23 protein-coding genes and 1 tRNA gene are annotated in these 24,120 nt (G+C 64.3%); 6 read left to right on the top strand and 18 right to left on the bottom strand.

Features of this window, described 5'->3' with window-relative positions:
- Positions 1-150 precede the first annotated feature (150 nt).
- The 3 genes from A8B82_RS02145 to gltX form a co-directional block, all read right to left on the bottom strand.
- Positions 151-462: a hypothetical protein gene (locus A8B82_RS02145; protein WP_067287719.1), complete on the bottom strand. Its 312-nt coding sequence runs from the start codon at positions 460-462 to the stop codon at positions 151-153.
- Between the two features lie 495 nt (positions 463-957).
- On the bottom strand, positions 958-2,253 hold the full coding sequence (gene gltA / locus A8B82_RS02140) for a citrate synthase (protein WP_067287718.1): 1,296 nt from the start codon (positions 2,251-2,253) through the stop codon (positions 958-960).
- 117 nt (positions 2,254-2,370) lie between these two features.
- A complete protein-coding gene (gene gltX / locus A8B82_RS02135; RefSeq protein WP_067287716.1) occupies positions 2,371-3,771 on the bottom strand; it encodes a glutamate--tRNA ligase in 1,401 nt (466 codons plus the stop codon).
- Between the two features lie 113 nt (positions 3,772-3,884).
- Here gltX and A8B82_RS02130 point away from each other — a divergent pair, with 113 nt between their 5' ends.
- Positions 3,885-5,996, top strand: a complete 2,112-nt coding sequence (locus tag A8B82_RS02130) for a ComEC/Rec2 family competence protein (RefSeq protein ID WP_067287714.1) — start codon at positions 3,885-3,887, stop codon at positions 5,994-5,996.
- Here the strand turns inward: A8B82_RS02130 and lexA are convergent.
- The 7 genes from lexA to A8B82_RS02095 all read right to left on the bottom strand — a co-directional run bounded on the left by lexA (position 5,960) and on the right by A8B82_RS02095 (position 11,448).
- The gene (lexA, locus tag A8B82_RS02125) at positions 5,960-6,655 is read right to left on the bottom strand and encodes a transcriptional repressor LexA (protein ID WP_067287713.1); all 696 of its coding nucleotides are present in this window, start codon (positions 6,653-6,655) and stop codon (positions 5,960-5,962) included. The two genes, A8B82_RS02130 and lexA, sit on opposite strands and share 37 nt — an antisense overlap.
- Positions 6,656-6,737: 82 nt before the next feature.
- Positions 6,738-7,910 (bottom strand): molybdopterin molybdotransferase MoeA, encoded by a 1,173-nt coding sequence (locus A8B82_RS02120; RefSeq protein ID WP_067287711.1) that lies wholly within the window; start codon positions 7,908-7,910, stop codon positions 6,738-6,740.
- On the bottom strand, positions 7,907-8,380 hold the full coding sequence (moaC, locus tag A8B82_RS02115) for a cyclic pyranopterin monophosphate synthase MoaC (RefSeq protein ID WP_067287710.1): 474 nt from the start codon (positions 8,378-8,380) through the stop codon (positions 7,907-7,909). Before moaC ends, A8B82_RS02120 begins: the two co-directional genes overlap by 4 nt.
- A complete protein-coding gene (trpC, locus tag A8B82_RS02110) occupies positions 8,380-9,192 on the bottom strand; it encodes an indole-3-glycerol phosphate synthase TrpC (protein WP_067287708.1) in 813 nt (270 codons plus the stop codon). Before trpC ends, moaC begins: the two co-directional genes overlap by 1 nt.
- The gene (locus tag A8B82_RS02105) at positions 9,189-9,854 is read right to left on the bottom strand and encodes a uracil-DNA glycosylase (RefSeq protein WP_067287707.1); all 666 of its coding nucleotides are present in this window, start codon (positions 9,852-9,854) and stop codon (positions 9,189-9,191) included. Before A8B82_RS02105 ends, trpC begins: the two co-directional genes overlap by 4 nt.
- Positions 9,854-10,870: an anthranilate phosphoribosyltransferase gene (trpD, locus tag A8B82_RS02100; protein ID WP_067287705.1), complete on the bottom strand. Its 1,017-nt coding sequence runs from the start codon at positions 10,868-10,870 to the stop codon at positions 9,854-9,856. The genes A8B82_RS02105 and trpD overlap by 1 nt, the downstream gene beginning before the upstream one ends.
- The gene (locus A8B82_RS02095) at positions 10,867-11,448 is read right to left on the bottom strand and encodes an anthranilate synthase component II (protein WP_067287704.1); all 582 of its coding nucleotides are present in this window, start codon (positions 11,446-11,448) and stop codon (positions 10,867-10,869) included. The genes trpD and A8B82_RS02095 overlap by 4 nt, the downstream gene beginning before the upstream one ends.
- Before the next feature lie 175 nt (positions 11,449-11,623).
- On the opposite strand from A8B82_RS02095, the gene A8B82_RS02090 reads away from it, so the two are divergent.
- Positions 11,624-13,297, top strand: coding sequence for a divergent polysaccharide deacetylase family protein (locus A8B82_RS02090; RefSeq protein ID WP_067287702.1), 1,674 nt, complete (start codon positions 11,624-11,626; stop codon positions 13,295-13,297).
- 335 nt (positions 13,298-13,632) lie between these two features.
- On the opposite strand, the gene A8B82_RS02085 is transcribed toward A8B82_RS02090, so the two are convergent.
- The 8 genes from A8B82_RS02085 to fabI form a co-directional block, all read right to left on the bottom strand.
- Positions 13,633-14,133, bottom strand: a complete 501-nt coding sequence (locus A8B82_RS02085; protein ID WP_067287701.1) for a hypothetical protein — start codon at positions 14,131-14,133, stop codon at positions 13,633-13,635.
- Positions 14,134-14,188: 55 nt separating this feature from the next.
- Positions 14,189-15,229, bottom strand: coding sequence for a succinylglutamate desuccinylase/aspartoacylase family protein (locus tag A8B82_RS02080; RefSeq protein WP_067287699.1), 1,041 nt, complete (start codon positions 15,227-15,229; stop codon positions 14,189-14,191).
- A gap of 2 nt (positions 15,230-15,231) precedes the next feature.
- Positions 15,232-16,743 carry an anthranilate synthase component I gene (trpE, locus tag A8B82_RS02075; protein WP_067287698.1) on the bottom strand — a complete coding sequence of 504 codons (1,512 nt, stop codon included), beginning with the start codon at positions 16,741-16,743 and terminating at the stop codon, positions 15,232-15,234.
- A gap of 12 nt (positions 16,744-16,755) precedes the next feature.
- On the bottom strand, positions 16,756-18,597 hold the full coding sequence (locus A8B82_RS02070; protein ID WP_067287696.1) for a peptidyl-prolyl cis-trans isomerase: 1,842 nt from the start codon (positions 18,595-18,597) through the stop codon (positions 16,756-16,758).
- Between the two features lie 88 nt (positions 18,598-18,685).
- Positions 18,686-19,864, bottom strand: coding sequence for an aminotransferase (locus A8B82_RS02065; RefSeq protein ID WP_082899095.1), 1,179 nt, complete (start codon positions 19,862-19,864; stop codon positions 18,686-18,688).
- A 71-nt stretch (positions 19,865-19,935) separates the two neighbouring features.
- Positions 19,936-20,454, bottom strand: coding sequence for a xanthine phosphoribosyltransferase (gpt, locus tag A8B82_RS02060; RefSeq protein WP_067287695.1), 519 nt, complete (start codon positions 20,452-20,454; stop codon positions 19,936-19,938).
- 4 nt (positions 20,455-20,458) lie between these two features.
- Positions 20,459-21,064, bottom strand: coding sequence for a LysE family transporter (locus tag A8B82_RS02055; protein ID WP_067287693.1), 606 nt, complete (start codon positions 21,062-21,064; stop codon positions 20,459-20,461).
- Positions 21,065-21,073: 9 nt separating this feature from the next.
- The gene (gene fabI / locus A8B82_RS02050; RefSeq protein ID WP_067287691.1) at positions 21,074-21,880 is read right to left on the bottom strand and encodes an enoyl-ACP reductase FabI; all 807 of its coding nucleotides are present in this window, start codon (positions 21,878-21,880) and stop codon (positions 21,074-21,076) included.
- 209 nt (positions 21,881-22,089) lie between these two features.
- On the opposite strand from fabI, the gene pdxH reads away from it, so the two are divergent.
- From pdxH to A8B82_RS02030, 4 genes are all read left to right on the top strand, one after another.
- Positions 22,090-22,695, top strand: coding sequence for a pyridoxamine 5'-phosphate oxidase (gene pdxH, locus A8B82_RS02045; protein WP_067287690.1), 606 nt, complete (start codon positions 22,090-22,092; stop codon positions 22,693-22,695).
- Positions 22,696-22,835: 140 nt separating this feature from the next.
- Positions 22,836-23,345 carry a cold-shock protein gene (locus A8B82_RS02040; RefSeq protein ID WP_067287904.1) on the top strand — a complete coding sequence of 170 codons (510 nt, stop codon included), beginning with the start codon at positions 22,836-22,838 and terminating at the stop codon, positions 23,343-23,345.
- A complete protein-coding gene (locus tag A8B82_RS02035; protein WP_067287688.1) occupies positions 23,309-23,821 on the top strand; it encodes a DUF192 domain-containing protein in 513 nt (170 codons plus the stop codon). The genes A8B82_RS02040 and A8B82_RS02035 overlap by 37 nt, the downstream gene beginning before the upstream one ends.
- Before the next feature lie 45 nt (positions 23,822-23,866).
- Positions 23,867-23,943 (top strand) — tRNA-Pro (locus A8B82_RS02030).
- Positions 23,944-24,120 lie beyond the last annotated feature (177 nt).

Genomic DNA, 24,120 nt, shown 5'->3' with positions numbered 1-24,120 from the left:
GCCGCGCAGTCCACGAACGGCCGCTCGAAAGCAATCCAGTTGAAAGGCTTGCACAATTCTGTCGGTCTTCCGAGCCGATGGGTGATGAAATGGATGCAAATCAGCAGGTGGTTCAAGTTTGACGTGAAACGCGTCGGCTGCGCGATGCGGTCAGACCGAGCGTTCGACCAGCAGCACATCATCCTTGCTGGGGGCGGGGCCATTGGCGCTGGCCACCACGGCAACCGCCACACCGTCCGCCAGAACCGTATGCACCGAACCCGACACCTGTCGGATGGTGATTTCCGGCGGGGTCTGCCCCTTGTCATAGATCACCGCAATCTGGTCGCTGTCGCGCAGGCCGTCTGGCACCAGCGCGCCCTGCGGCCCCGGCCCTGACCGGGCCGCGGTTGGCAGCAGGCTTGCCGCGCGGTCCCAGCGCAATCGGCCTTCCATCGGGCGGTCCGAGCGGCAGTCGGTCATTTGAGCCTCCGCGTCCGCGCGGAGGCAGGCCTGTCGGCATCACACCGGACCTTGGCCACGGCAGGTTGCCACAGCCTTTGGTCTGACCGTAATGTCCGGGTCAGTGTGGCAAAGACCAGCACAATTGACCCGCATAGAAACCAAAGCGACATGGTGCTTCCTCGCTATATCTATGATCAGGTTAACGGTGCTTTTGAACGACGGTCAAGCGCCGTCGCGGATTGTCAGGGGGCGGGAAACAATGCCACAATTTAGCCATGTTTCGGGGGCCGGTGTTTCGCATTGGGCAATGACGGCTGAAACAGTTTGCAGACTCAGCGGCTTTTGGTTCTTGGACGTGGTGGTCTCGGCTTGATTCTCAGAGTGCCATTGAACGGGCACCGGGTCTGCCAGGGCGCAGCAAATGTCAAAAAGTCGCGCTATGGTTGAATGTTTGTTTACCTATCGGCAACAAAGCGAAACGCCCCGTTGGACGGGGCGTTTGCTTGGATCAGATCAACGGTTTTCGATGTCCGTATAATCGCGGGCGGTCTGGCCAAGGTACAGCTGCCGGGGCCGCCCGATCTTGTTCTGTGGATCGGCGATCATTTCCTTCCACTGCGAAATCCAGCCGACGGTGCGCGACAGCGCGAAGATCGGTGTGAACATCGACGTGGGGAAACCCATGGCCTCAAGAATGATGCCGGAATAGAAGTCCACGTTCGGGAACAGTTTCTTCTCCGCGAAATACGGATCTTCAAGGGCGGCTTTCTCAAGCTCCTTGGCGACCTGTAGGATCGGGTTGTTCTCGACACCCAGCAGCTCCAGCACCTCGTCGGCGCTTTCCTTCATCACGGTCGCGCGGGGGTCGAAGTTCTTGTAGACCCGGTGGCCAAAGCCCATCAGGCGGAACGGATCGTTCTTGTCCTTGGCGCGGGCAATGAATTCGGGGATGCGGTCGGGCGTGCCGATCTCCTTGAGCATCTCCAGACACGCCTGGTTGGCACCGCCGTGGGCGGGGCCCCAGAGACAGGCAATGCCCGCCGCGATACAGGCAAACGGGTTGGCCCCCGAGGAGGACGCCAGACGCACCGTGGAGGTGGAGGCGTTCTGCTCGTGATCCGCGTGCAGGGTAAAGATGCGGTCCATCGCGCGGCTCAGGATCGGATCGACGACATATTCCTCTGCCGGGACGGCAAAGCACATGCGCAGGAAGTTGGAGGCATAGTCCAGATCGTTGCGCGGATATTCGAACGGCTGGCCGATGGTGTATTTATAGGCCATCGCGGCAATTGTCGGCATCTTGGCGATCAGGCGGATCGAGGCGACCTCGCGCTGCCACGGATCGTTGATGTCGGTGCTGTCGTGATAGAATGCGGACATTGCGCCCACAACGCCGACCATGACCGCCATCGGGTGCGCATCGCGCCGGAACCCGCGGAAGAAGTTCATCATCTGCTCGTGCAGCATGGTGTGGTTGGTCACGCGGCTTTCGAAATCCTCAAGCTCTGAGGGGGAGGGCAGCTCACCGTAAAGCAGCAGGTAACAGACTTCGAGGTAATGCGATTTGCCCGCAAGCTGGTCGATGGGATAGCCCCGGTGCAGCAGCACCCCGGCATCGCCGTCGATATAGGTAATGGTGCTGTCACAGGCGGCAGTGGAGGTAAAGCCGGGGTCATAGGTAAAGACATTGGCCTGCGCATAGAGCTTGCGGATGTCGATCACATCGGGGCCTGCGGTTGGCGAAAAGATCGGCAGATCATAGTCCTTGCCGTCGATGGTTAGCTTTGCGGATTTCGTGCTCTCAGTCATGCGGTCCCTTCCCCTTGAGTTGGCGGCAGGGCGTAGTGCCCGCCGTCACGACCAGGCCCTGAGACAGGACCTGCAGATGTGTTATCGCGCGTGGCGTTGCCAAGGGGTTAACCTTGTTCACGCCGCCGCATCCGTCAGTCGGGCGAGGGTCTCATCACGTCCCAACACGAGCATCATGTCAAAAACGGATGGGGTGACCGCGCGCCCAGCAAGGGCAGCCCGAAGGGGCCCTGCGAGTTTGCCGAATTTGGTGTCATGTGCAGCCGCAAAGCTGTTCATTACCTCTTCCAGCGTTTCCTTGGTCCAGCTAGCATCTTGCAGGTGCGGCGTCAATTCCGTCAGAATGCCACGGGCCTCTGTATCCAGCGCCTTTTGCGCCTTCTCGTCGGGTTCGATAGGCCGGTTTGTCAAAATAAAGTGCGCTTTTTCAATGAGTTCAGGCAAGGTCTTTGCCCGTTCCTTGAGGCAATACATCGCCCGTTCCAAACCCTGCGTCAGATTGGAATCAAGCGGGGGCAGACCAGCCGCTGCAAGATAATCCTGACACTCTTGCCGCAGCGCGGCATCATCTGACACCGCGATATGCTGTCCGCAGATGTTTTCCAGTTTTTTCAGGTCGAATTGCGCCGGGCTTTTGCGGATTCCGTCCAGATCGAACCAGTCTTTTGCCTGCGCATCGGTAAAGAATTCATCGTCGCCATGGCTCCAGCCCAGCCGGGCCAGATAGTTGCGCATGCCGGCAGCCGGATAGCCCATCGCCTGATATTCCTGCGCGCCCAGGGCACCGTGGCGTTTTGACAGTTTCTTGCCATCGGGTCCGTGGATCAGCGGGATATGCGCCCAGACCGGCACGTCCCAGCCCATCGCCTGATAGATCATCATCTGGCGCGCGGCATTGTTCAGGTGGTCATCCCCCCGGATCACATGGGTCACGCCCATGTCATGATCATCCACGACAACCGCCAGCATGTAGACCGGTGTGCCATCGGAGCGTAACAGCACCATGTCATCAAGCTGGGCGTTGGAGATGGTCACATCGCCCTGCACCCGGTCGCGGATCACCGTCTGGCCCTCCTGTGGGGCCTTGATGCGGATCACATAGGGGGCATCGGGGTGGCTGGCCGGGTCCGCGTCGCGCCAGGGCGAGTGGTAAAGGGTGCTGCGGCCCTCGGCCTTGGCCGCCTCGCGGAAGGTGTTGATTTCCTCTTGGGTGGCAAAGCATTTATAGGCCTTGCCGGCATCCAGCAGTTCCCTGGCGACCTCGGCATGGCGCGGCGCGTTTTCGAACTGGCTGACAATCTCGCCGTCGTGGTCCAGACCAAGCCAGGCCAGCCCCTGCAGAATCGCATCCGTGGCTTCGGGGGTCGACCGCGCGCGGTCGGTATCTTCGATCCTCAGAAGGAACTTGCCACCCTTGCCGCGCGCATAAAGCCAGTTGAACAGCGCGGTCCGCGCGCCGCCGATGTGCAGGAAACCGGTGGGAGACGGGGCGAAACGGGTGACAACTTCGGCGGACATGAGGGATGTTTTCCTAACAAATTCTGACGTGCTCAGCCCGGTGTTAATCACTTGTTCACCACGGGGCCTCTAGGGTGCCGCCTGTTTATCCAGTGCGGTGCGCGGGGGCAAGCATGGGCCTTTGGAGACGATTTTCCGATGATGCGGGCGCAATCCTGCTGGCGCAGCGGGGCGGCCTGATCTGCTGGGTGCCGGTCTGCCTGGCGGCGGGCGTCGGCACTTATTTTTCCCTGGCGTCCGAACCGGGCGCGCCGGTGCTTGCAGGGCTTGCTGTCGTGGCGTTGCTGCTGCTGGTGCTGGCCCGCTTCCTGCCTGAGCCGGTGTCGCCCCTTGCGGTGGGCGCGGCGCTTTGCCTGATCGGGGTGCTGCTGGCGGCGGGCCGCGCGCACAGTGTCGCGGGGCCGGTGCTGGGCTGGCGCTATTATGGCCCGGTGGAGGGGCGGATCGTCGCCATGGACCGAAGCCAGTCCGACGCGCTGCGCCTGACGCTGGACCGCGTCCGACTGGCGCGGGTGCCGCCCGCGCGGACGCCTGACCGGGTGCGGCTGTCGCTGCACGGCGGTGACGGGATCACGCCCGAACCGGGGCTGCGGGTGATGACCACCGCGCATCTGTCGCCACCCGCCGGGCCGGTGGAGCCGGGCGGCTTTGATTTCCAGCGCCACGCCTGGTTCGCGCGGCTGGGGGCTGTCGGCTATACCCGCGTGCCGCTGCTGGGTGTGGCAGAGGCGCGGGATGGCCATGCGGGGCTGGCGGTGTTTCGCATCCGCATGGCGGCCTCTGCCCGGATCCAGCAGGTTCTGCCCGGTGACATCGGCGGCTTTGCCGCTGCCATCACCACCGGCGACCGCAGCGCCATCAGCCGCGAGGCGCTGGAGGCGCTGCGCGCCAGCAACCTGGCCCATCTGCTGGCAATCTCGGGGCTGCACATGGGGCTGCTCAGCGCGGTGGTGCTGGGCGCCTTGCGGCTGTTGCTGGCGGCACATCCGGTCACGGCCCTGCGCTGGCCGACCAAGGGCATTGCCGCCGGGGGCGCGCTGATCGCTGCGACGGGGTATCTGGCGCTGTCGGGCGGCAATGTCGCGACGGAGCGGGCCTATATCATGGTGGCCGTGGCGCTGGGGGCGCTGATGATCGGACGGCGCGCGATTTCCCTGCGCGCGGTGGCGGTTGCGGCAACGCTGGTGCTGATCCTGCGGCCAGAGGCGCTGATGGGGCCGGGGTTCCAGATGTCTTTCGCCGCGACAACGGCGCTGGTTGCCGTCTTTGGCTGGCTCAGGGCGGTGGACATGGGGTGGATGCCGCGCTGGCTGAAACCCGCTTTTGCGGTCTTTGTCTCTTCGGCCGTGGCCGGGTTGGCAACCGCGCCGATCGCGGCGGCGCATTTCAACACCATCGCCCATTACGGGCTGATCGCGAACCTGGCGTCGGTGCCCTTGATGGGGGTGCTGATCATCCCCGCCGCCGTGGCGGCGCTGGTGCTGGCCCCCTTTGGGGCCGAGGCATTGGGGCTGTGGGTGATGGGGCTGGGCCTGCGTTGGATTCTCGGCGTGGCCCATTGGATCGCGGGGCTTGAGGGCGCGCGTGGCTATGTTGTCGGGCCGGGGGGCTGGGTGATCCCGCTGCTGGCGCTGGGGTTTCTGATGCTGATCCTCTGGCAGGGCCGGTTGCGCCTTGCGGGGCTGCCCGCGATGGCGTTGGCCTTTGTCCTGTGGCAGGGGGCGGTACGGCCTGCGGTGCTGATCTCTGACACCGGCGCTTTGGTCGGCGTCATGACCCCGCAGGGCCGGGCGCTGAGCCGGGAAAGAACCGCCGGGTTTGTCGCGCGCAACTGGCTGGAGAACGATGGCGATGGCAGCGGGCAACTGGCCGCAGCATCGCGCTGGCCGGAGATGGGCCGACCGGATCAAGATGGGCCGGGAAAGGGCAAGGTCATCCACCTGAGCGGCAAGCGACGTCTGGCGGCATTTGAAGGCTGCGCAGCGGGGCAGGTCGTGGTGGCCTCTGTCCCGGCGGCCGATCTGGCGCAGGCGCCTTGCGATGTCTTTGACCCGGCACGGCTGAAACACACCGGCGCGCTGGCGCTGACACCGGGCAAGGGGGGATGGAAAATGACAACGGCCCGCGCGCGGACCGGTGACAGGTTATGGACCCATTGGCCCCCGGCAGTGCCGGAAGCCGCGCGGCGTCAATATGTGCGGATCAGCCCGACCAACCGGCCCTGAACCTTGACCCGGTCGGCTGCCAGCACACGCGCCTCATAGGCTGGATTGGCGGCCTCAAGCGCGATGGAACTGCCGCTGCGCTTGAAGCGTTTCAGCGTCGCCTCCAGGTCATCGACCAGCGCCACGACGATATCGCCGTTGTCTGCGGTAGAGGTTTCGCGGATCACCACCACATCGCCGTCGTTGATGCCCGCCTCGATCATCGAATCGCCTTTGACCTCAAGCGCATAATGTTCGCCCTTGCCGGAAACCATACCGCCGGGCACGGAGACGCGGTGGGTTTCGTGGTTGATCGCCTCGATCGGGACACCGGCGGCAATCTGGCCCATCACCGGCAGATCCAGCGCCGTGCTTTCCACCGCCATGGCGCGGGCAGGCGGCGGGCTGTCGGGGCGGTCCCCCTCGATCACGCGGGGGGTAAAGCCGCCGGGCGCGCCGCCCAGGCTTTCGGGCAGTTTCACAATCTCAAGCGCGCGGGCGCGGTGCGCCAGACGCCGGATGAAACCGCGTTCCTCAAGCGCCGTGATCAGGCGGTGGATGCCGGATTTCGACCGCAGATCAAGCGCGATTTTCATTTCGTCAAAGCTGGGCGGTACGCCGTCGCGCTGCACGCGTTTCTGAATGAATGCCAATAGATCGAGTTGTTTTTTGGTAAGCACGGCCCGTCCCTTTTTGGTCAGTTGTTTCTTTTTGTTCTAGGGATGTTCTTGTTTTGTGTCAACGCTGAAGGGGCGCGGGTGGTCAGAGCGGGATAATGCGGACAGTATCGCCAACCCTGCGCGCCGGGTCGTCGACCGGGCGGACCAGCAGCGCATCGGCATGGGCCAGCACCGACAACAGCGAGGAATCCTGCCGCGTGTCGGGGTGCACCGCGCCATCCCGCAATTGGGCGCGCATGTAATGGGCGCGCGGGCCGTTGGCGGGCAGGTCCACGCCCAGCACCGCATCGCGCAGCGGGGCGGGTGCATCGCCCAGACCCAGCATCCGGCGCAGCATCGGGGCCACAAAAACGCTGCCACAGACCATGGCGGAGACCGGATTTCCGGGCAGGCCGACCATCGCGGCCCTGCCGATGCGCCCGGCCATCAGCGGTTTGCCGGGGCGCATGGCCACCTTGTAAAAGGCCTGTTCCATGCCCAGTTCCGCGGCCACCGGTGCCACAAGATCATGATCACCGACCGAGGCCCCGCCGATGGTGATGATCAAATCGGCCCCCTGTGCCAGCCTGAAAGCCTGGGTCAGGGAGGCAGCAGTGTCGCGCGCGATGGGCAGCAGTTGCACCTCGGCGCCCATCGCTTCGAACAGTGCGGTCAGCCCGTGACTGTTGGAGGCGACAATCTGGTCGGGGCCGGGGTCTTCGCCGGGCTGGACAAGCTCATCGCCGGTGGCAAGGATCGCCAGCCGTGGTTTGCGGGTGACCGGCACGCGGGCGATGTTCATCGCGGCCAGCAGGGCAATGTCCGTGGGCCGCAGCAACAGCGGGGCCGCAACCCTGTCACCGGCGGCAAAGTCACCGCCTGCGGGGCGGATATTGTCCTTTTCCCCGATGTCATGGCCCAGGGTTATCAGATCGCCGCGCCGGGTGGTGTCTTCCTGAATGACAATGAAATCAGCACCTTCCGGCACCGGCGCGCCGGTAAAGATGCGCACGGCCTGACCGGGTTTGACCCTGCCGTCAAAGCGGTGACCGGCGGCGGATTCGCCAATCACCTTGAACATCGCGTCCGGCTCCACCTCGGCCCGGCGCAGGGCATAGCCATCCATCGAGGACGCTGCAAAGGGCGGCTGGGTGCGGCTGGCGGTCACATCACGCGCCAGCACCCGACCGGCGGCGGCGCGCAGCGGCACCTCTTCGACCTCAAGCGGCGAGACAAGCGCCAGAAGCCGCGCCAGCGCCTCCTCGACAGGGATCATGGGGCGGTGTAGCGGCCCGATTTGCCGCCATCCTTGAGAACCACGCGCAGCCCGCCGATTTCCATGCCCTTGTCCACGGCCTTGGCCATGTCATAGACCGTCAGCGCCGCAACGGAGGCGGCTGTCAGCGCCTCCATCTCCACCCCGGTCTGGCCGGTGGTCTTGACCGTGGCGGTGATGCGGATGCCGGGCAGGGCGCTGTCGGGGGTCAGTTCCAGGCTGACCTTGGTGATCGGCAGCGGATGGCACAGCGGAATCAGGCTGGCGGTCTGCTTGGCCGCCATGATCCCGGCCAGCCGGGCCACGCCCAGAACGTCGCCCTTCTTGGCGCGCCCTTCGGTAATTATATCAAGGGTTTCCGGCTGCATCTTGATGTGGTTTTCGGCGGTTGCAATGCGGGCGGTTACCGCCTTGTCAGAGACATCGACCATATGGGCATCGCCCTTGCCGTCGAAATGCGTCAGCGCCATCACATGCCCCCGGCGGTCAGCGGATCAGCCAGTAATTGCCGCGTCGCCTGTTCCACGTCAGGCTGGCGCATCAGGCTTTCCCCGATCAGAAAGGCCCGCGCGCCGAACAGCGCCATGTCAGCGAGGTCCTTTGGCGTGTGCAAGCCGGATTCGCAGACGATCATACGGTCAGGCGGCACCTGTTTGGACAGGCGGCGTGTCACATCAAGAGAGGTTTCGAAGGTATTGAGGTTGCGGTTGTTTATGCCGATCATCCGGCTGCTCAACCGGGTGGCGCGTTCCAGTTCCTCGGCGTTATGCACCTCGATCAGCGCGTCCATGCCAAAGTCGGTTGCGGCGTCTTCCAGCTCTATCGCCTGGGCATCGGAAACCGAGGCCATGATGATCAGGATGCAATCGGCCCCCAGCGCGCGGGCCTCTGCCACCTGATAGGGATCATAGAGAAAATCCTTGCGCAGCACCGGCAGGTCACAGGCCGCGCGCGCCTCTGTCAGAAACTCTTTGGCCCCTTGAAAACTGGGGGTGTCGGTCAGCACCGACAGGCAGGTCGCGCCGCCCGCGGCATAGGCGGCGGCATGGGCTGCCGGGTTGAAATCGTCCCGGATCAACCCTTTGGACGGGCTGGCCTTCTTGATCTCCGCAATCAGGCCATAACCTTCCCGCGAGGATTGATGCAGGCTTTCGGCAAAGGGGCGCACCGGGCCTGCCGCGCGCGCCTCTGCGGTGACGGCCTCAAGCGGCTTGGCGGCCTTGTCAGCGGCGATTTCTTCCAGCTTGTAGGCTTTGATCTTGTCGAGAATGGTCTGTGTCATGCGGTCTCCGGGTTGTCCCAGTTTATGGCGGGCAGGCCCTGTGCGTGCAACCATGCATTGGTGCGGGAAAACGGGCGCGAGCCGAAAAAGCCCATGTTGCCGTACATGCCGACGGGGTGGTGGCTTTCGACCTTGAGGTTCGTCACCCCGTCCACGTTTGCGGCGGCCCTCTGTGCGGTGCCGCCCCACAGCAGGTAGGCGCGCGGGCGGTCGGCCAGCCGTGCCAGCACCTGATCGCACAGGCTCTGCCAGCCGAGCGTCTCGTGGCCCTTGGGCTGTCCTTCCGGCACGGTCAGTATGGTATTGAGCAGCAACACCCCCTGATCGGACCAGAACCGCAGGTCGGCGGTGGCCGGGGCCGCGCCGATGTCGCTGCGCATCTCCTTGAAGATATTGGCAAGCGAGCGTGGCAGGGGCCGGGTGTCTTCCTCGGCGGAGAAGGCATAGCCATGGGCGTGGTTCACGGTTGGATAGGGGTCCTGGCCCAGAATGACCACGCGCACATCGCCGGGTGCGACATGTTCCAGCGCCGCGAATATCTGATCTGACGGGGGAAAGACGCTGCGCTTTTCGGCGCGTAATGCGGTCTCGATCGCCGGGAAGGTAGTGCTGAAAAAGGGCAGTTCGGCCCAGTCGCCCAGCCGTGCAAGGGGGGATTTCATCACTTTTCCTGCGATACTTCTGCCACGCGGCGCAGCTTTTCACGGGCGGCCCCGGAATCAAGGCTGCTGCGGGCCATTTCAACACCTGTTTTCAGGTCGGCAGCAGCGTCCGCCACCACAAGGGCTGCCGCCGCGTTCAACACCACCGCATCGCGATAGGCGGATGCCGCGCCGTCCAGCACGGCATGGAAAGCCTGTGCATTTTCGGCAGGGCTGCCGCCCACGATTGCCTCGAAGGGGTGGACAGGCAGGCCCGCGTCTTCGGGATGGATTTCGAAATCACTGATGGTGCCATCGGCCAGGCCGCTGACCCAGCTCACGCCGGTGATGGTCAGCTCGTCGGTGCCGTCAGAGCCATGGACAAGCCAGGCCTTGTCACTGCCAAGCGCTTGCAGGGTTTCGGCCATCGGGCGGATCAGATCGCGCGAGAACGCGCCGGTCAACTGGCGTTTGACGCTGGCGGGGTTGGTCAGCGGTCCCAGGATGTTGAAAATCGTCCGTGTGCCCAGTTCCGACCGTGTCGGCATCACATGGGCAATCGCCGGGTGATGCATGGGCGCCATCATGAAGCCGATCCCGGCCTCGGAGAGTTCACGCTCCACAACCTTTGGGCCCACCATTACGTTCAGGCCCATCTGGGTCAGCGCATCTGCCGCCCCGGACTTGGAACTGAGGTTGCGGTTGCCGTGTTTGGCCACAACCACACCGGCCCCCGCCACGACAAAGGCGGTCGCCGTCGAGATGTTCAGCGTGCCCTTGCCATCGCCACCGGTGCCGACGATGTCCATCGCGCCCTCCGGCGCGCGCACGGCGTGGCATTTGGCGCGCATCACGCTGGCGGCGGCGGCGTATTCATCCACCGTCTCGCCGCGGGTGCGCAGCGCCATCAGAAAGCCGCCGATCTGGCTGGGGGTGGCTTCGCCGTCAAACAGGATTTCAAAGGCCTCTGCCGCCTGTGCGCGGGTCAGCGGGCCGTTGGCCGCGGCGTCGATCAGGGGTTTGAGAGTATCGCTCATGCCGGGACCTTCATCAGGTCGAGGAAGTTCTGCAGCATCTTGTGGCCATGTTCCGAGCGGATCGATTCCGGGTGGAACTGGACCCCGTGCAGCGGCAGCTCGCGGTGTTGCAGGCCCATGATGGTGCCGTCCTCAAGTGCGGCGGTCACCTGCAGGCAGTCGGGCAGGCTGTCGCGCTCCACCACCAGCGAATGATAGCGCGTGGCGGGGAAGGGGCTGGGCAGACCGGCAAAGACGCCCTGACCCTCGTGGTGCATCAGCCCCAGCTTGCCATGCACGATGTCGCCCGCGCGCACGACCTTTCCGCCAAAGGTCTGGCCGAGGGTCTGATGCCCCAGGCAGACACCCAGCAGCGGCAGGCCCGCATCGGCAGCCGCCTGTGTCAGGTCCAGGCAGATGCCGGCCTTGTCGGGGTCGCAAGGACCGGGCGACAGCAGGATGCCCGCAGGCCGCAGGGCCAGCGCTTCCTCCACGGTGATCTTGTCATTGCGGTGCACGACCACCTCCGCCCCCAGCTCGCCCAGATAATGGACGAGGTTGTAGGTAAAGCTGTCGTAGTTATCTATCAGGAGCAACACGTCTGAATTCTTTGTCCTTATGACCGGATTGGCACTGGTTTTGAGGCCCCTGAGGGGAGTATAGTTGCGCCCTACATGTTCAGGGTTGTCCGCTGGCGTCAAGAGCGGTCGGCGCATAAGAACAGGGCAGGCAAAGTGGTGTTCACATGCCGCTGAAAGAGCAGGGAGTGCGACGATGGCACGGGGTTTTCTAAAAGGGGCCGTTCTGGGCGGCGTGGTGAGTGTAAGCGTGGCCAGTATCGCCTCGGTTCTGCTTGAGCCGCCGATGCCGCCCGAGGTCACCGATGCGGCCCCCGGCGGGACGCAGGCACCGGCTGGCCCCGATGGCACGGCCACCGACACCGCCAGCCTGACCGATACGGCACCCGCCAGCGCGCCTGCCGCGCCCCAGGGGGTGCCGCCCGACCCCGATACGCTGGCCACGCTGGATGAAAGCGCAACCAGCCCCGCCGCCGCCCCCAGGACGGGCAGTGTCGAGGGGTTGAACGCGCCGGAGGGCGGGGCGGACAGCAGCGGTGTCGCCGCCGAGGCCGAAAGCCCGGTCCTGCCGAACCCGCAGGCTTTGGCACCGATGGCCCCGCAGGACCCCGACACGCTGTCGATCAGCACCGAACCGGCGCAGCCGCCCGCACCGCAGGCGGAAAGCGGCCCCTTTGAGACCACCGAGACCGCGCCCTCTGTGCCCGCTGCGCCAGAGCAGCCCGCGACACCGGATGTGGCGGAGGATGTGGCTGACACGCCCGATGGTGTCGACAGCACCGCCGATGCCACGCCGGTTGTGCCGGAAACCGAAACACCGGTTCAGACCACCGAGGCAGAACCGATGCCGCAGGCCCCCGAACCCGAAACCGCCGAGGTCACGCCGCAAGCCGATCCTGACACGCCGCCAGCAGTGGCCGAGGCTGTGCCTGAAGCCGAGACTCCGCCCGCCGCAGAAGCGCCCGAGATACCGCCGGTCGCAGAAACGCCCGAGACGGCAGAATCCGACGCGCCCGCGACAGACAGCGGCACACGGCCCGCGATCGGCACGCCTGCGGTGACACTGACAGACCGCAACAGCGGCGTGACCGTGAACCGGCCCGGCAGCGCCACAGCCACCGAAGACAGTCAGCAGGCGCAGGCCGAAGCCCCGGCAGAGGAGGGCGACATCACGCCGGAAAGCACGGTGCCGCCGCTTGAGGCCTATGCGCAGCCCTATCCGCCGACCGATGGCAAACCGCTGATGGGGATCGTGCTGATCGACGACGGCTCTGGCCTGACCTCAGGGGCGCAGGGGCTCGCCGCGCTGCGCAGCTTTCCCTACCCGCTGAGTTTCGCCGTGGATGCCAGCAAGCCCGATGCGGCGGAACGGATGGCGCTCTACCGTGAAGCCGGATTTGAAGTGGTGGCGATGGTGGGGTTGCCCGAGGGCGCACAGCCCAGCGATGCGGAAACCACGTTCAATGTTGTGCTGCCGCGTCTGGATCAGGTTGTCGCGGTGCTGGAGGCCCCCGATGGCGGCTTTCAGGCCAGCCGCGACCTGTCGGACCAGATCACCGCGATCCTTGCCGATACCGGGCATGGGCTGATCACCCAGGACAAGGGGCTGAACACGATGCCCAAGCTTGCCCGCAAGGAAGGCGTGCCTGCCGATCCGATCTTTCGCGATTTCGACAGCAGCGGGCAGAGCGCCACGGTGATCCGTCGGTTCCTGGATCAGGCGGCGTTCAAGGCGGGGCAGGAAGGCGCTGTGATCATGCTGGGCCGGTTGCGGCCCGATACAATCTCGGCGCTGTTGCTCTGGGGTTTGCAGGACCGGGCCAGCAGCGTGGCGCTGGTGCCTGTATCGGCTGTTCTGACACGGGAATAGGCCTGGGGTCGGGGGCGATTTTTTTGAAAAAATCGGACCGGACTTTTTGAAAAGTCCGACGTCTCTGGCGGATGCAGGGTGCAATCGGAATGAGCTCGCTGATCCCGACATCGGCGGGTTTCACGGGCAAACAGGCCTGCGACCTGAGGCGATTTTTTTGAAAAAATCGATCCGGACTTTTTGAAAAGTCCGACGTCTCTGGCTGATGCAGGGTGCAATCGGAATGAGCTCGATGGTTCCGACATCGGCGGGTTTCACAGGTAAACAGGCCTACGACCGGAGCCGATTTTTTTGAAAAAATCGGTCCGGACTTTTTGAAAAGTCCGGCTCTTTCCCTAGCCGATGCAGGGGGCAATCGGAATGACAGCGCTGGCCTGATCGGAGAATGCCATTTCAAGCGTCGTCTCGCCCATCACCAGTGTGACCACCGCGCCTGCGATCTCGCTGCCGGAGATGGTTTCGGGACGGCCCGTGCCGGTGTCGTCCACATCCAGCGAGAAGCTGACAACGCCCCCCGCCGCCAGCCCCGCAAGGTTCAGGCTCAGCACCGTGTCGCCGTCCGCCAATTCAGGCAGGCCCAGAAGCGCGCCGCGTCCTTCGATCACCTCGAACGGCTGGTAGACATCCACACCAGCCCCACCCGGTGTTGCGTCGAACAGCAGCCCTGCGGCGGCGGCACCGATGTCCAGCGTCAGCGTGGCCTCTGCCAGCGGGCAGGTGCCGGTGTTGGTCAGGACAAACCTGTCCTTGGGCGCGCCTTCGAAAAAGTGCAGGCTCAGGTCGGCCTGGGCGCTGCCGGCGCATAGCATCAAAAGGCAGGTGGCAATGCGGATCATCTGGTGGCTCCTTCGGGGTCGCAGGAACAGGTAGTGCTGCCGCGCGGAAGAACAATCAGATGATTTCATCCTCGTCGAACAGCGGGTCGCTTTCCAGCTGGGTGGCCAGGTCGTCCACCGTGGCCTCCGCCGCGCGGGGGCTGAGCTTGGCCAGGTGAAAGACCGCATCGCCTTCGTTCACCACGGGCAGGATCGCGCGGCCGATCAGGATGCCGGGTTCGGGCGCGATCAGGTCCGTCTCCACCGCGCCGAAAGGGTCCGAGACCGTGGCCAGCACATCGCCTTTTTCGACGGTTTCGCCTTCTCCGCGAAAGGTGCGCAGCAGCCCGCCCGCAGGCGCCCGCAGCCAGTGGGAAGAGGTGCACAGATAGGGCGCGACCCGCGCCCTTGCGATGCCCTTGGCGGGCAGCATGTCATGGCCGCGCATCACCCGCAGGATGCCCGCGACCCCGGCACGCACGGCCATTTCGTCAAACCGCAGCCCTTCGCCCGCTTCATAGAGCAGGATCGGCACGCCATGTTTGCCTGCCACCGCGCGCAGGGACCCTTCGCGCAGACCCGATGTCAGCACCACGGGCGCGCCGAAATCCAGCGCCATCTTCTGGGTCACCTTGTCGGAGGGCGAGACCCGCACCTGCGGCAGGTTGGTGCGGTGGATCGCGGCGGAATGCAGGTCGATCCCGAAATCGCAGCGCAGCACGACCTCTTGCAGGAAAATATGCGCCAGCCGCGCCCCCAGCGAGCCGGAGGGATGGCCCGGAAAACAGCGGTTCAGGTCGCGCCGGTCGGGCAGATAGCGCGAGCGGCTGAGAAAGCCGAAGGAATTGACCACCGGGATCACCAACAGCGTGCCGCGCAGGGATTTGAGCTGTGGCGCGCGCAGCAGGCGGCGCAGGATCTCGACCCCGATCACCTCGTCGCCGTGTACGGCAGCGCTGACGAACATGGTGGGGCCGGGGCGCTTGCCGTGATGTACTTCGATGGACAGGTGAACCGGCGTGTGATCGGGCAGGATCGAGACCGGCAGGTCAACGCCAAGGCTGGTGCCGGGGGTGACGGAGTGCCCCGCGATCTCGAAAGGCGCGCGGCTGGGCACGGTCAGCGGTTCCCCTGTCCGCCAAAGCGTGCGGCATCTGCGGCGGCCCGCCGGATGGCGTTGGATTTATGCACGGTCTCCATGTATTCGGAGTCAGCATCGCTGTCATAGACCACGCCGCCACCGGCCTGGATATAGAGGATCTCGTCCTTGATCACGGCGGTGCGCAGGGCGATGCACATGTCCATGTCGCCGCCCGCGCTGAAATAGCCGACACCGCCGCCGTAAAGGCCGCGTTTCTCGGGCTCAAGCTCGTCGATGATCTCCATCGCGCGCACCTTGGGCGCGCCCGACACAGTGCCGGCAGGCATCCCGGCAAAGAAGGCGTCCAGCGCATCGCAGCCTTCCTTCAACTCGCCCACCACGTTTGAGACGATGTGCATGACATGGCTGTAGCGTTCGACGATGAATTCTTCGGTCGGGCGCACGGTGCCGACCTTGGCCACGCGGCCCACGTCATTGCGGCCCAGATCCAGCAGCATCAGGTGCTCGGCCAGTTCCTTTTGGTCCAGCAGCAGGTCAGCTTCCAATGCGCGGTCTTCTTCCGGCGTGGCACCGCGGGGCCGGGTGCCTGCCACGGGTCGGATGGTGATCTGATTGCCAAAGACCCGGACCAGGATTTCGGGGCTGGCGCCCACCACATTAAAGCCGCCGAAGTTGAAATAGAACATGAAGGGCGAGGGGTTGGTGCGCCGCAGGCTGCGATAAAGCGTAAAGGGGTCCTGGGTGAAACCCTGCGCCCAGCGTTGGCTTGGCACCACCTGAAAGATGTCGCCCGCCGCGATATAGTCGCGCGCCTTTTCCACAGCAGCCTTATAGCCGTCGCGGGTGAAGTTGCTGACGGGTTCCGGCGCTTCATGCGCGTCGCCCAGATCGCGCGAGGTGGCAGGCATGGCGCGTTCCAGATCGCGCACCGCGTCCATCACCCGCTCGGCGGCCTGCGCGTAGGCGGCGCGTGCCGATTGCCCGTCAGAGACCCAGGCGGGGGAGACCACGGTGACCTCGCCCTTGACCCCGTCGAGCACGGCAATGACCGAAGGGCGCACCATCACCGCGTCGGGCAGGCCCAGCGGGTCGGGGTTCACATTCGGCAGATGTTCGACCAGACGGATCATGTCATAGCCCAGGTAGCCGAACAGGCCCGCCGCCGCCTGCGGCAGATCGTCGGGCAGGTTGATCCGGCTTTCAGCGATGACGCCGCGCAGCACGTCCAGCGGATTGCCGGGCATCTCTTCGAAAGCATCGGCGTCATAGCGGGCGGCGCGGTTCACCGCCGAGCTTTCGCCCCGGCAGCGCCAGATCAGGTCAGGCTTCATCCCGATGATGGAATAGCGCCCGCGCACCTCGCCGCCGGTGACCGATTCCAGCACAAAGGCGTTTTCGGCGGCCCCGGTGAGTTTCAGCATCAGCGACACAGGTGTGTCCAGATCGGCGGCCAGCCGGGTAAAGACAATCTGGTTTTCGCCTGCGCCATAGCCTTTGGCGAAATCCTCAAATGCCGGTGTCAGTGTCATAAGTGCCGCCGATCAGGGAAAGTTGACATGAACGGCTTGCAGCGCGCGCTGGTCCACCTTCGGCCCGGCGCGGCGCACCACGTCATCGGCAAAGACCGAATAGAGGTCCTGCGACAATGTCTGGCTGAGCTGATCGGAAAGCCGCGCGCGCAGGGCGGCGGATTCCTCGTTCTCGCTGGCCTCGTCGATCGCGTCCAGGCGGACGATCACCACATTGCCGTCCCCCGGCAGCACGGTCACAGCGCCCGGTTCCATGCCGAACACCGCCTCCATGAAGCCGTCGGGCGTGCCGTCGATAAAGGCGCGGCGGGTCTGGTTTTCCTCGATGATCGCATCAAGCCCCGCCTCTTCGAAGGAGGCGGTGCCGCCCAGCGTCTGGACCAGCTCCTTTGCCTGCTCGGTCAGTTGCGCAACGGTTTGGTCGGCGGTCCATGCGGCAAGCACGTCATCGCGGGCCTGCTCGAACGGCTCGGGGCGTTCCTCCAGCCGTTCGTCCAGACGCAGCGCAAAGACGCCGCCGTCTTCCATTTGCTCGATGCGCGGAAAATCCTCTGCCGTGACATCGGCGGCCACGTCGCGGAACGCCGTGTAGGCGGCGATGCCTTCGCTGCTTTCGGGGGTCCAGTCGATGGTGCCAAGGGTCATGTGGGTTTCCTCGGCCATCTGTTCCAGGGTCACGCCACCGGCAAGCTGGTCGTCCAGCTCCTGTGCGCGGGCCTCTACCGCGCGCACGGCGCGGCCTGTGGCCAGTTCCGCCTGAAGCGCCGGGCGGGCTTCCTCGAATGTGGTGTTCTGCGCGGGCAGCACGCCGTTCACCCGGAACAGGGCGGGGCCCAGCGGGCTGGGCAGGGGGCCGACAATGTCGCCCACCTCGGCGGCAAAGACCGCTTCGCCTGCGGCGTCCAGTTCCAGCCTGCCGACATCGCCCAAGTCGATGTCCGCCAGTTCAAGCCCGCGTTCCTCCACCAGCGCGTTGAACGTGGTGCCATCGACCTCAAGCGCGGCAGCGGCCCGGTCGGCGCTTTCCTGATCGGCGAAGACCAGACGCTCCACCAGGCGGCGTTCAGGCTGCTGGAATTCGGCGGCGCGGTCGTCATAGGCGCGGCGCAGTTCCTCTTCCGGCACTTCAACCTGGTCCAGCATGGCATCGGGAGACAGCCAGGCATAGGTGATCTTCTTGGTCAGGGGCAGCATGAAAGCGTCCTGATTTTCATCGTAAAAGGCGCGCAGCTCCTCTTCGGTGGGGTCTGCCAGCGGGGTGGTCAGATTGCTGTCGTCCAGCACGCTCCAGGTAAAGCTGCGTTCCTGGGCGATATAGGTCATCAGCGTATCGGCATAGGTGGCGGGCATCACCACGCCTGCGGTGACCGAGCGTTGCAGCAGGGTGCGTGCCGCTTCCTCGCGCAGGGAGGTTTCGAATTCGCCCTCGGACAAGCCGCCCTGTTGCAGGGCAAAGCGGTAGGCATCGCGGTCGAACTTGCCATCTACGCCCTGAAAGGCGGGAATGTTCAGGATGTCCTCGCGCAGTGCCTCGTCGCCGATGGACAGGCCCAGTTGCGCGGTTTCATGGTCCAGCGCCCGGTTGCGCACCAGCCGTTGCAGCACGGCACGGTCCAGCCCGATTTCCTGCGCGCGGGCAAAGGGCAGGCTTTCGCCGGTCTGCTGTTTGATGGCGCGGATTTCGTTCTGCAACTGACGTGCATAGGCGTCCACCGGGATGGATTTGTCACCCACCGTGCCGATGGAGCGCAGATTGCCCGACAGGTTGACTGCGCCAAAGCCGCCCAGACCGAGGATCAGAAGACCCATCAGAATCCAGACCGCGGTTTTTGAAATGCTCGACCCTTTGGCCATGTGCCATCACCCTTTTTTACTTTCGCAACTGTCTATGCGCCCGACCGGCGCGGGGCAAGCAACTATGCAGGTTTTGCAGCGCTTTGGATCAACCGGGGTTGAGGTCCGCCAGCCGGTCGAACAGCACAGCGATCCCGGCGGCGTCGAGATTGGCAAAGGCGATGCGCAGTTGCCGCTCTCCGGTGGCGTCGCCCTCGGGGCAGAACATCGTGCCGGGCAGGCAGAGGATGCCAGCCGTGCGGACCAGTTCGGGGGCAAGTGTGGCGGCACTTTGTGCAAAGGGATGCTGCATATAGGCGAAATAGCCGCCCAGCCCCAGCAGTTTCCAGCCCAGCGGTTCCAGCCGGGGCATATTGGCCGTGATCGCGGCACGGCGCGCGAGGATTTCGTCACGTTCCCCGGCCAGCCATTGCGACAGGTTCTGCATGCCCCAGAGCGCCCCATGCTGGCCCAGTTGCGCGGGGCAGATGGCCACGGTGTCGAGGAATTTTTCCACTTCCGCCAGCCGCCGCTCGGAGGTGATCATCGCACCGACGCGGTGCCCGGTCAGCCGGTAGGCCTTGGAGAAGGAATAGAGGTGGATGAGTGTCTCGGCCCAGTCCGGGTCCTGGAACAGCGCATGGGGCGGGCCGCTGCGGCTGTCGAAATCGCGGTAGGTTTCGTCCAGGATCAGCGCGATGCCATGGCGGCGGGCAAGGTCGAAGAAGGCCTGCACCAGATCGGCGGGATATTCGACACCGCCGGGGTTGTTGGGCGTGACCAGGGCGATGGCGCGGGTGCGCGGGGTGATCAGCGCGGCGGCGTGATCGGGATCGGGCAGCAGGTCGGGGCGTGTGGCCAGCGGGATTGCCGCAACGCCGGACATGTCGAGCCACATTTTATGATTGAAATACCAAGGGGTTGGAAGGATAACTTCATCCCCTTCGGCGCAGAGCGTCGCGATGGCGGCGGCAAAGGCCTGATTGCAGCCGGAGGTGATGCAGACCTGCACCGGGGTGACGGACCCGGCGTAGTGCTGGCCGGTCTGCGCCGCCAGTTCCGCGCGCAGTTCCGGCAGGCCCAGCACCGGGCCGTAAAGATGTGCCTCGTCATTGGTCAGGGCGGCATCGGCCATCGCCTGGCGCAGCGCCGGCGGCGGCGGGTCCACCGGGGCGGCTTGGCTGACGTTGATCAGCGGGCGGTCGGGGGCAAAGTCCACGCCCTGCAACCAGCGGCGCGCCTCCATCACGGGCGGGGCAAAGGTGGTGGCGGTGCGCGGGAGTGTCATGCGTGGGGTCCTTGCTGCACGGACGGGAGCCTCCGGCGGGGAATATTTAAGGCCAAAAAGAGGGGAAGGGGTCAGTCCTTGCCCCGGTAGGGTTCGACATATTGCAGGGCCATGTCCCAGGGAAAGAAGATCCATGTGTCCTGGCTGACCTCGGTGATGAATGTATCGACCTGGGGGCGGCCCTTGGGCTTGGCGTAGACGGTGGCGAAATGGGCCTTGGGGTACATCTTGCGGACCACTTCGAGGGTTTTGCCGCTGTCCACCAGGTCGTCGATGATCAGGATGCCGGTGCCGTCGCCCATCAGCGTTGCATCGGGGGCCTTGAGCACCTGTGCCTCGGACTGGTCCTGATGGTCATAGGATTTGACCGAGATCGTATCGACCGTGCGGATGTCGAGTTCGCGCGCCGCGATCATCGCCGGGGCCATGCCGCCACGGGTGATGGCAACCACGGCACGCCATGCGCCGCCATCGGGCCCTTCGCCATCCAGCCGCCAGGCCAAGGCGCGGCTGTCGCGGTGGATCTGGTCCCATGAGATGTGAAAGCCTTTCTCGTGGGGCAGGCGGTTGGCGTCGCGGGGGTCGGACATGGGGTTACCTTTCGATCAGCAGCCGGGCGCCGAACGCTCCCAGCAGCAGGGCGGCGATGCGGTCGAAGACCGGTTTCAGGCGCAGATAGCCCTGCCGCGCCACAGGCGTGCTGAGCAGGGTGGCAAAGAGGCTGTAGAACAGGATTTCCAGCACCACATGATTGAACACGACAAAGGCAATTTCGCCCGCGTTCATGCCCCTTGGAAAGACCACGAGGATCAGGGCGGCGGCAAACAGCATTGATTTGGGGTTGCCGAGGTTGACCAGCGCACCGGCCATCAGGTTGCGGCCGGCTGGTCGCGGCACCGCATCGCCGGGGGCCTGGCGGGCGTGCCGCCAGGTCTGCACCGCAATCCAGATCAGATAGAGCGCGCCGGCAACCTTGAGCGTGACATAGGCCCAGGGGGCCAGCGCCAGCAGCCGGTCGAGCCCCAGAAAGGCCGAGGCTGTCCAGCAGCCGGCCGCCAGTGCCAGCCCGACGCCGCTGAGCAGCCCCGCGACCCGGCCCGCGCTGACCGTGGTCTTGATGACAAAGATCATCGCCGCACCCGGACTGGCGAGGGCCGCCAGCAGCAGCAGGTTAAAGGCGACCAGGCTTTCCAGGGTCATCGGTCAGGCTCACTCCTTGGCCATGTCGGGCGCGTCCACGGCCTTCATGCCGACAACATGATACCCGGCGTCCACATGCAGGTTCTCGCCGGTGGTGCCGGAGCCGAGATCGCTGAGCAGGTAGAGCGCCGCCTTGCCGACGTCGTCGATGGTGACATTGCGGCGCAGCGGAGAGTTGTATTCGTTCCACTTCATGATGTAGCGGAAATCGCCGATCCCGGAGGCTGCGAGCGTCTTGATCGGGCCTGCGCTGATTGCGTTGACGCGGATGCCGTCCTTGCCCAGATCCTCGGCCAGGTATTGCACGGAGGCCTCCAGCGCCGCCTTGGCCACGCCCATGACATTATAATGCGGCATGACCTTTTCCGCACCGTAATAGGTGAGGGTCAGCGCGCTGCTGCCGGGCGACATCATCTTTTCCGCGCGCTGCATGACGGCGGTAAAGGAATAGACGGAAATATCCATCGACATCGCGAAATTGCCGCGGCTGGTATCGACATAGCGGCCGCGCAGCTCGCTTTTGTCAGAAAACCCAATGGCATGAACGACAAAATCAAGGGCGCCCCAGCGGTCCTTGAGGCCGTCGAACAGCGCGTCCAGGCTGGCCTCGTCGCCAACGTCGCAGGGCAGCACGATATCGCTGCCGAGCTGAGCGGCCAGCGGATCGACCCGCTTTTTCAGCGCATCACCCTGATAGGAGAACGCCAGTTCCGCCCCGGCCTCGGCCAGGGTCCGGGCAATGCCCCAGGCGATGGATTTGTCATTGGCAAGGCCCATGATCAGCCCACGCTTGCCTTGCATCAAAGTGTTTTCCATGGGCACCGAACCTTTGCATTTTACATTACCGCATACCTCTAGGGCATTGCGGCCATGCCATCAAGATGTCAGCCTTTGGCATGTTAGCGCCAACTACCGGATTGGTTGTACAAAAATCGGTCCGGCGGCTTGTTGCGTTATGTCATTTGATATAGCGCTATGGGGATCGGTGCGTTTTGCGGCGTTCGATTATGAAATTGGGATACCACATGGAAAAACGCACCGGTATTTTTGCGGGGCAGGATCCGTTCGAAATCGCCCGGCAGTGGCTGGGCGAGGCGGAAGTCAAAGAACCCAACGACCCAAACGCGATCGCCCTGGCGACGGTGGATGATGAAGGTCTGCCGAATGTGCGGATGGTGTTGCTCAAGGAGATCGAGGCGGATGCCTTTGTCTTTTATACCAATTACGAGAGCGCCAAGGCGCAGGAACTGGACAGCGCGGGCAAGGCGGCCTTTGTCATGCATTGGAAATCGCTGCGCCGCCAGATCCGGGTGCGCGGGCTGATCACCCGCGAGGAGGGGCCGAAGGCCGATGCCTATTACAAGAGCCGGTCGCTGGGCAGCAGGCTGGGGGCCTGGGCCTCGGCGCAGTCGCGCCCGCTGAAAAGCCGTGCGGCGCTGGTGGCCGAAGTGGCAAAGGTGACGGCAGCAAAGGGCACGGACCCGGCACGGCCGCCGTTTTGGGGAGGATACCGGATCACGCCATTGGAGATCGAGTTCTGGGCCGATGGTGAGTTTCGGCTGCACAACCGGTTTCGGTGGCACCGAGGCGATTTCTTGTCCCCCTGGGACGTGACACGCCTTAACCCCTGAGTATCAAAGAACTGTTTTTTGTGATAGGTTTCGTGAATTTTCCGGCCCCAGGGCTCGGAGACAACTGATAAAGGACGATTGTGCAGGACGACCGCGACATACCGAATGAGACAGGACCCGAAGCGCCCGAGGGAACGGCGGTGTCTGGCGTCGTGAAATGGTTCGACCCGATAAAAGGGTTCGGCTTTGTCGTGGCGGACGAGGGTGGGCCGGATATCCTGCTGCATGTGAATGTGCTGCGCAACTTCGGCCAAAGCTCTGTCACGGACGGCGCGCGGGTGGAGGTTATTGCGCAGCGCACCGACCGGGGGGTGCAGGCCACCGCCGTTCTGGCGATTCAGCCGCCCGAGAACATCCAGTCCGCCGCACTGCCGGATATCGTGGGGCTGGACCGCAGCGCGGTGGCGGCGGCACCTCTGGAACCTGCACGGGTAAAGTGGTTCGATAAATCGAAGGGATTCGGGTTTGCCAATGTCTTTGGCAAGCCGCAGGATGTGTTTCTGCATATCGAAGTGCTTCGTCTGTCCGGCCTGTCCGATTTGCAGCCGGGAGAAGCACTGGCAATGCGGGTGATCGAAGGCAAGCGCGGCCGTATGGCCGCAGAGGTGCAGGCATGGGAAACCGTCTTGACGGAACGCGAAGACGAATAGGGATCTGTGCCGCCACGCTCGCCCTTGCTGTAATGATGCCCTTTGCGGCGCAGGCCCGGTCTGACTGTCGCGCGGATACGGTCCTGTTGCGCGGCGATTGGGGAACCGTGCGGTTCAACGTCGAGATTGCGGATGACCCGCAGGAGCAGCAACGCGGGCTGATGGGGCGCACCTCAATGCCGGTGTCTTCGGGGATGTTGTTTGTCTATCCTGGGCCGCGCCGCTCAAGTTTCTGGATGCGCAATACGCTGATTCCCCTCGATATGCTGTTCATCGACGCCACCGGCGTCGTGCGCCATATCCATCACAACGCCATACCGCTGGATGAAACCGCTATTTTCGGCGGGGACAACGTTTTGGCGGTGCTTGAGATCAACGGCGGTCTGGCCAATCGGTTGGGGATCAATGAGGGCACCCAAGCGCGCCATCCGGCATTTGCGCGGTTCGGGGCGGCATGGCCGTGCGAGACACCGTAATCTAGGTCTTTTCATTCGCGAAGCCAGCGACTAAAGAGGCCAGGTCGGAGCGTGGCGCAGCCTGGTAGCGCACCTGTTTTGGGTACAGGGGGTCGGAGGTTCGAATCCTCTCGCTCCGACCACTTTCATATATGTTAGATTTCAGGCCAGATAGACGTTTGGGTCACATCGCTGATCCGGTGCCCGTTGCTGCGTCAGAAGGACGGGGCAGGGGCTAAGCGGTCATTCGTGAAAAATGCAGCGAAGGCCCGGCACCTTCGGCTTGTTCCGGGTTTTGGCTACCAGTGATCGACGGCAAC

Origin of the sequence: Sulfitobacter sp. EhC04, assembly GCF_001650875.1 — a bacterium.
GTDB lineage: Bacteria > Pseudomonadota > Alphaproteobacteria > Rhodobacterales > Rhodobacteraceae > Sulfitobacter.
Note: the sequence above shows the minus strand (reverse complement) of the source record. Positions and strands in the feature narration are given on the sequence as shown.

Coding starts and splice junctions, on each gene's coding strand:
- gltX (WP_067287716.1), bottom strand. CDS start 3,771: ATGTCCGCCGAAGTTGTCACCCGTTTCGCCCCGTCTCCCACCGGTTTC.
- A8B82_RS02055 (WP_067287693.1), bottom strand. CDS start 21,064: ATGACCCTGGAAAGCCTGGTCGCCTTTAACCTGCTGCTGCTGGCGGCC.
- pdxH (WP_067287690.1), top strand. CDS start 22,090: ATGGAAAAACGCACCGGTATTTTTGCGGGGCAGGATCCGTTCGAAATC.
- gpt (WP_067287695.1), bottom strand. CDS start 20,454: ATGTCCGACCCCCGCGACGCCAACCGCCTGCCCCACGAGAAAGGCTTT.
- A8B82_RS02090 (WP_067287702.1), top strand. CDS start 11,624: ATGGCACGGGGTTTTCTAAAAGGGGCCGTTCTGGGCGGCGTGGTGAGT.
- A8B82_RS02035 (WP_067287688.1), top strand. CDS start 23,309: ATGGGAAACCGTCTTGACGGAACGCGAAGACGAATAGGGATCTGTGCC.
- A8B82_RS02070 (WP_067287696.1), bottom strand. CDS start 18,597: ATGGCCAAAGGGTCGAGCATTTCAAAAACCGCGGTCTGGATTCTGATG.
- moaC (WP_067287710.1), bottom strand. CDS start 8,380: ATGGCGCTGACGCATTTCGACGGCAAGGGCGATGCCCATATGGTCGAT.
- A8B82_RS02105 (WP_067287707.1), bottom strand. CDS start 9,854: ATGAAATCCCCCCTTGCACGGCTGGGCGACTGGGCCGAACTGCCCTTT.
- trpD (WP_067287705.1), bottom strand. CDS start 10,870: ATGAGCGATACTCTCAAACCCCTGATCGACGCCGCGGCCAACGGCCCG.
- A8B82_RS02130 (WP_067287714.1), top strand. CDS start 3,885: ATGGGCCTTTGGAGACGATTTTCCGATGATGCGGGCGCAATCCTGCTG.
- A8B82_RS02120 (WP_067287711.1), bottom strand. CDS start 7,910: ATGATCCCTGTCGAGGAGGCGCTGGCGCGGCTTCTGGCGCTTGTCTCG.
- fabI (WP_067287691.1), bottom strand. CDS start 21,880: ATGGAAAACACTTTGATGCAAGGCAAGCGTGGGCTGATCATGGGCCTT.
- A8B82_RS02065 (WP_082899095.1), bottom strand. CDS start 19,864: ATGACACTCCCGCGCACCGCCACCACCTTTGCCCCGCCCGTGATGGAG.
- A8B82_RS02085 (WP_067287701.1), bottom strand. CDS start 14,133: ATGATCCGCATTGCCACCTGCCTTTTGATGCTATGCGCCGGCAGCGCC.
- A8B82_RS02145 (WP_067287719.1), bottom strand. CDS start 462: ATGACCGACTGCCGCTCGGACCGCCCGATGGAAGGCCGATTGCGCTGG.
- trpE (WP_067287698.1), bottom strand. CDS start 16,743: ATGACACTGACACCGGCATTTGAGGATTTCGCCAAAGGCTATGGCGCA.
- gltA (WP_067287718.1), bottom strand. CDS start 2,253: ATGACTGAGAGCACGAAATCCGCAAAGCTAACCATCGACGGCAAGGAC.
- trpC (WP_067287708.1), bottom strand. CDS start 9,192: ATGACACAGACCATTCTCGACAAGATCAAAGCCTACAAGCTGGAAGAA.